3 protein-coding genes and 1 pseudogene are annotated in these 6,175 nt (G+C 58.3%); all 4 read left to right on the plus strand.

Translation table 11 applies throughout. The annotated features are described in order from the left end of the window. Positions 1-86, plus strand: a pseudogene (locus J2852_RS31080) (IS5/IS1182 family transposase); the annotation flags it as partial. Between the two features lie 626 nt (positions 87-712). Continuing rightward, positions 713-1,573: a TnsA endonuclease N-terminal domain-containing protein gene (locus tag J2852_RS31085; RefSeq protein ID WP_209883132.1), complete on the plus strand. Its 861-nt coding sequence runs from the start codon at positions 713-715 to the stop codon at positions 1,571-1,573. A gap of 350 nt (positions 1,574-1,923) precedes the next feature. After that, complete coding sequence (locus tag J2852_RS31090; RefSeq protein ID WP_209883133.1) at positions 1,924-3,720, plus strand: integrase catalytic domain-containing protein; 1,797 nt, start codon at positions 1,924-1,926, stop codon at positions 3,718-3,720. Next, positions 3,720-5,360, plus strand: a complete 1,641-nt coding sequence (locus tag J2852_RS31095; protein WP_209883135.1) for an ATP-binding protein — start codon at positions 3,720-3,722, stop codon at positions 5,358-5,360. The genes J2852_RS31090 and J2852_RS31095 overlap by 1 nt, the downstream gene beginning before the upstream one ends. Positions 5,361-6,175: the final 815 nt, after the last annotated feature.

Raw genomic sequence — 6,175 nt, forward strand, 5'->3', positions numbered from 1 at the left:
AGCGGCGCGCCGACATCTTCTCCGCCTTCCATCACATCGCCGCCAGCCTCATCTGCTGGCGCTTCGTCCAGAAATGGTTTTGTTAGGCGCTCTAAGGTTTTTCGCGCCATGGTAGGCGCCTTTCGGCCCGTCTTGCGCATACTGAACGTTACGGAAATCCGCCAGCGTAAGTCGGCGAATCAACCACAGGTTAGCGGAGACGCACGTTGGCGGAGTTCTGGAAACAGCCCCTAAGTCTGGACTGGGGGCTACGCGTCGGTCCCCGAGCGCCATCCCGACGCCGCGTAGGCCACCGATGCCACCATTGCCGTCGAGGTGCTGAACCGTATGGTCGGGCTCGGACGCCCGAACTTCGTCCGTCTCACCTGATCAGCAGTGGGATTGGGATGCTTATTACCTTCATGCAACATGCCGATGTGCTGGAAAACTCTGATAGTGCCTGGAGAAGATGCCTGGGGAGGGGCCCCGAGTGCCTCCTGGGGGCTGCTTTTGGTCAAAATTGGGAGCGTAGCCGGTACATGCGCCGCCCAATCGTGTAGTGCGAATTTTCATTTTTTCTTTAACGCAAATTGAGAGGGATGGCTGCGACCAGCAAAGCCATTGTGTTGAGCGCAAAAATATAAAATATATGAGCAATACATTGAGAATTACGCCATGTGTGACAGCTGGTAAAGATGTGCGTGGCGTTTAGTCTTCCAAAGTGGAGGACGGCATGGCGCGATTTTACAGCAAAGATGACCTGAAGCCGCGCATCGCGGCCGGATACGGACAGGGGCAGGGTGCCTCATACCGTCCTTGGCTTGGCATCACTGACGTGCCGTCGCAAGGAACCGCGACTCGCGTCACCAGACGTCATACGGGGCGCATTCACGTCTTCTTCAGCAGCATCGAGCTGGGAGCGTTTCTCGCCTCAGAATGGCTCGACAGGGTCATAGATGTAAGGGAGCAGTTTCCGTTGATCGACATGGACGAGGTGGAAGCGATCGCCGCGGAAATCGGTGTTCGGTTGCCCACCTTTGGGAAATCCGGAGCGGCTATCGTCCCCACCACAGACTTCCTCCTGACCGTCCGGGATCCCGTCCGTGGTCAGTGCCTGGAAGTCATCGCAGTTAAACCTCAGAAGAAACTCTTGAGCAGCCGTGTTCTCGAACTGCTGGAGATTGAGCGCCTCTACTTCGTCCGTAAGGGTGTGCCGTGGTCGTTGGTGACCGAGGCAGAACTGCCGAAACCTCTAATCGACAATTTATTGTGGGTATCGCGCTATTACCATCCAGAGGCCTTGGAGGTGAACACTGCAGAAATCGAACGGACTGAACGGATCGTGTTCGATTTCGTCGCCAGCAATCCTGCCACTGGTCTGGCATTGGGTCATGCATGCGCCGAGGTCGATGACCGGCTCGGGCTGCGCGCCGGCTTGGCCCTCTCCGTAGTCCGCCATGCGGTGGCCCGGAAATGGTGGCTCGCCAACCTCCAAGTGAGGATTGACGCACTGGCGCCGCCGCCTGCCTTCACGCGCAACGACCTGCGTATCACCCGTGACCTGCGTAGCTATGTCAGTGGAGACGTGTCATGACGGCGCCTAGCTTCAGGACAAACGAGGTCCTGATGGAGGTCGAGTTCGGCATCGACGGTCCGCTTGAACGGATTCTGTGGGTTGTTCCTGCCATCAACGGAATTGTGCTCTTTCGTCTGAGGGATCGGCTTGCCTAGCCACGTTGGGAGGCTCTCGATGAAGTGGTCAGTCGGATGGAGCAGGGGGAGATTGCACGAACGTCGGGGGACCCAATGCCACCTCCGCTGCTCTGCGACGACCAGCTGACTCCGTGCGAAGCTAAGGCACGCGACCGGCGTTGGCAGGCACTCGAGTCGATTGTGACAGACCCGCATCGCCCAATTCTGGATCCGGTGCGAGCGCCAGTTCTGGTGAGCGCGACCGCCCAGGAGGCAGGGATCGGCGTCGAGAGGGTACGTGAATGGCTGCGGTGCTGGTGGCGTTTCGGCCAGGTCCGCAATGCCCTTGTTCCCTTGTACAGAAACCGCGGAGCGCCGGGACGTTTCAGGGAACCCGGTTTCGTGAAACGAGGCCGACCGAGGAACGGTCCAGAACATGAGCGGCACGCCGGTGTCAACGTAGACGAGACGAAACGTCAGCTCATCGTCAAAGGGGCATTGAAATTCTTGAAGCAAGGCCACTCTATGGAGACGGCCTACCAACTCACAATCAAGGCGTACTTCAGCGAGATCCGTTACGTCGATGGCGTTTCGGAACGCGTTGCTCCACCGCCGGCAGAGCGGATCACCGTCGAGCAGTTTGCCTACTATGCGCGCCGCGTCGTGACCCGTGTCGAGGTCGTGCGCCGCAACCAGGGTGGTGCCTATCCGCTGGAAAATCGGTCCGTAACCGGAACGACCTCCGGGGCCGCCTACTACCCAGGGGCGGTCTTCCAGATTGATGCCACGATTGCGGACATTTATCTGCTCAGCGAATTGAACCCTGGTCACCTCGTCGGGACACCGCTCGTTTATTTGGTTATTGATCACTACTCCCATGTGATCGTCGGCTTTTACATCGGACTGGCGGATGCCGGTTGGGAGCCGACCATGCTGGCCATGGAAAGCGCGATGACCAGCAAGATCGCGCTCCTTCAGGCGTTCGACATCATTGCCACGGACGACGAACTGCCATATGCGTGTCCCGAAGCACTGCTGTCCGACCGCGGCCCCGAGTACACCTCACGGATCATCGAGGGCCCGCTCAAGAGCCTCGACTTTCGGGGCTCGGTACTTCCGCCCCGCCGGCCCGATCTCAAGGGGCTGGTCGAGAGCAGCTTTAATCTCCTTCGCCTCAAGCTCGTTAAGTGGCGGCCTGGGTCGGTGGACGGCTTGCCCAGTGAACGTCGGCGCCACCGTTGTGATGCGACCTACACATTAAGTCGTTTCAAAGAGGCCATGCTGCGTTACATCCTTCGCTACAATCGAACGCACCGGGTACTGGAGCCACCACCCGGTTACGTGTCGTCGGATGGACGGCCGCCAACTCCGCTGGAACTGTGGCATTGGGGCGTTGCGCATTGTGGACCGCCCATGGTGCGGGATCGGGAATACATCCGAAGCCGCTTGCTGTGGCGGGGCGTGGGGCGGGAGTCGGAGCATGGGCTCCGCATCGGAAAGTTGTATTACACGTTCCCGACCGCAGAACGCTGCGGCTGGTTCGACAACCTTCCAGGCCGGAACTACCGGCAACACGACATCGGTCTCGACCGGCGCGACGTCAGCACTGTCCGAGTCTTTCTCGATGGCGGCCGGAAAGTCGAGGAGGGGCGCTTGACGGGAAAGTCTGAGCGTTTCCGCAGCTTTAGCCTGGATGAGGTTGAGGATTACTTCGCGCGTCTGACCATCGGATTGCGTCGCGCCACGGCCGAGGACCTCGACGTGGAGTTGTCTCACCTGCAGGCCATGGAGCGCCTGGACCGGGCTGCCAAAGCCGATCGCCTTCGTCTGTTGGGAGGCGCCTCCAAGCCGACCACAAAGGCGCTCAGGGAAACGCGGGCGGCCGAACTGGCCGCTTCCCGGGCCTCGGATGCCTGGACGCAGTCCACGCATCCACCGTTGCAGATTCCTCCAGCCGAGCCTGACGCCGAGTACCTTCCGCGTCCGTCCCGGGTCAATGCTCTCCGCCGAGTGCGTGACGGATTGCCACCCAACGAGGACGATGTGTGATGCCACTCAGAAAAACCGCACAGGGCTTTGAAGAACCGCGTCTAGGTCCGAGACCAATTATCGAGGCAGTTTACCGTGACCCTTTGGTGCCGAGCTATCAGAGAAATCCCTTCACGGAAGCACTGCCGCCGATTGAGGATGAAGAAACTGGCCCCTTCAGATTGGCTCAGCGACCACGCTGGGATCCACAACACGCTCATCTGGGCGTTCGTACACGGATGCACATGATTGCTCAGATCCGCTTCGTCCTGCAGCCGCTTGATATGCATTTTGACCTTATGGACAAGGTCTCCCTCCTCCTGCGCTCCGGGTATGTTAACCGAAATCCAATCGATCCTCGATACTTCTGCTGGTTGGAAACCGCCATTGCCGACTTCAAAGCAGACTTGGCGCTGCCGAATCTAAACGTTACCGGGGCTGGCATGGGCTCAGCGTTTATTGGTCCAAGTGGGATTGGCAAAACGACGGCAATATCGGCCGTTCTCAATTTATTTCCACAAGCTGTGCGGCACAGTCAGTATAAGGGTCGTCCGTTTATTTGTACACAGATTCCCTGGCTGCATCTTGAATGTCCTCCCGATGGCTCGGTGAAGGCCCTGTGTCTTCAATTTTTCGAAGCAGTCGACCTTCTGATCCATTCCGACTATTGTGGGCTCTATCTTTCCAAGAGCCCCGCCGTCGACAACCTTGTTGTCAAAATGGCGCGGGTCTGTGCTATGCACGGCATAGGTCTCCTCGTAATCGATGAGATCCAAAATCTCCGCTCGGCGGCGACTGGTAGCGACCGCAAGCTCCTCAACTATTTGGTCGCCCTGATGAACCGATTGCGGGTGCCGATCCTATTCGTCGGAACTCCCAAAGCCGATAAGGTTCTCGGCCAGGAATTTCGCCAAGCCCGGCGGGTCTCCAGCTTTGGTGACATCTATTGGGATCGTTTACCGAAGGGGAGCGAGTTCGATCTCCTCTGCGAAGCACTTCTTGAATATCAGTATCTCAAAAACCCGATTCCGAACCGCGAGGACGGCAGTGGACGCTTCACCGCGATCCGCGACATGCTGTACGAGGAGAGCCAAGGGATTGCCGCGCTTGTGAGCGGCTTGGTCATGCTGGCCCAGATGCGAGCACTGGCTATGCAAAAGGAAACGCTGACGCCTACGTTGATTCGATCTGTGGCGATCGACTGCTTTCGTCTCGTACGGCCCTTCCTGCAAAAGTTGAAGTTTGATCACTCCACTGCATTGCAGTACGAAGTGGACCAGCGGATCGCTGAACTCAACTTTGACCAGTTGGGCGACTTGGTGTTTTTCGGACAGCACATTTCGCGGACTGGCCGGGTTGCCGTGATTGGCCCACAAGGAGCGGATTTGCCGCCAGCCCGAGACGCTGTTGCAACCGCGGGAGCTGAAACCATATCCAAGGAGCCGGAGGGAACAGCCCAGATCGCTTCCGAGCCCTCCGCCGCCCCCAGATGCCAAAGCCGTGGAATGTCGAAGACCATTACTACACGCTGCGAATTGGTTCGGATTGCGCATGAGGCGACCAGTCAGCGGCTATCACCTCACCAAGGGTTGCTGGCAGCGGGAGTTATCCGAAATCTTGGTGACGAGGTTGAGCGCGACAGCGCTGCCCTTCTTTCCTGACATGCTGCGCGGCTTCATTGAACGTCAGCGTACTGCCTGATAGCCTTTTCCTCCGGCATCTCTTTGGTATCGAAGGGGCGTTACGGCAGTCGATTTGCCGCGTTACCTGCGGCTCTCGCTGACTGGCAGTCCTTAGCGATACCAAACTCCCGGTGGAGCGGCTGTTGCTAGAGCACACCACTTTTCCTCTTATATGCAGTTTGTCACCAAGTCGTTGTCGTCTCAGGTTAAAAGGATGATGCTGCAAACGTATTATGTATTTTCGGCCGATTTCACCTACGCGAAATAAGGTGGTGTGCAGCGCTCGTTATATATTTTCGAGCGCTGCCACGGCTGACGACAGAACAGTTGGTCGCCACCTGCATTATGTATTTTCAGGGCTCACTTTTGAGCCATGGAAAAACACAGCGCGGTCAAAAAGCTAAGTGGTGCATCCGGCAAATGGTCTGAGATTGTCGTTCTCGGCCGCTGTTAACGGCTCATGTCGACCTGCTTGGGAGCCGGGCCATGACGCTTCGGCTGCGGAACTTGAGCGATGACGAGCGAGCGGACGTGCAGCGGATCGCCCGCTCGCGAAGGACAACAGGCCGCTGCGCATTCTCAAACGGGCACTGAGAGGCGTCGATGCGGACTTCGTCCGCATCCGAGACGGACCGGGCCGCCTCGACCTCGTTTATCGCCGCTTGCTCGCCCCCATCCCCTGCCGGACGGAGATCCAATGTAAGCGGTGTTCTGGTCCCACCTTCCGGCGCGGTCGCTGTGGGGTGAGTCTCCCGGATCGGATGATCGGGAGAACGGTTTGTGTCTACGCTCGA

Origin of the sequence: Azospirillum soli (assembly GCF_017876165.1) — a bacterium.
GTDB lineage: Bacteria > Pseudomonadota > Alphaproteobacteria > Azospirillales > Azospirillaceae > Azospirillum > Azospirillum soli.

Bases quoted from the DNA above. Each gene is read 5' to 3' on its own strand.
- J2852_RS31085 (WP_209883132.1), top strand. From the start codon at position 713: ATGGCGCGATTTTACAGCAAAGATGACCTGAAGCCGCGCATCGCGGCC.
- J2852_RS31095 (WP_209883135.1), top strand. From the start codon at position 3,720: ATGCCACTCAGAAAAACCGCACAGGGCTTTGAAGAACCGCGTCTAGGT.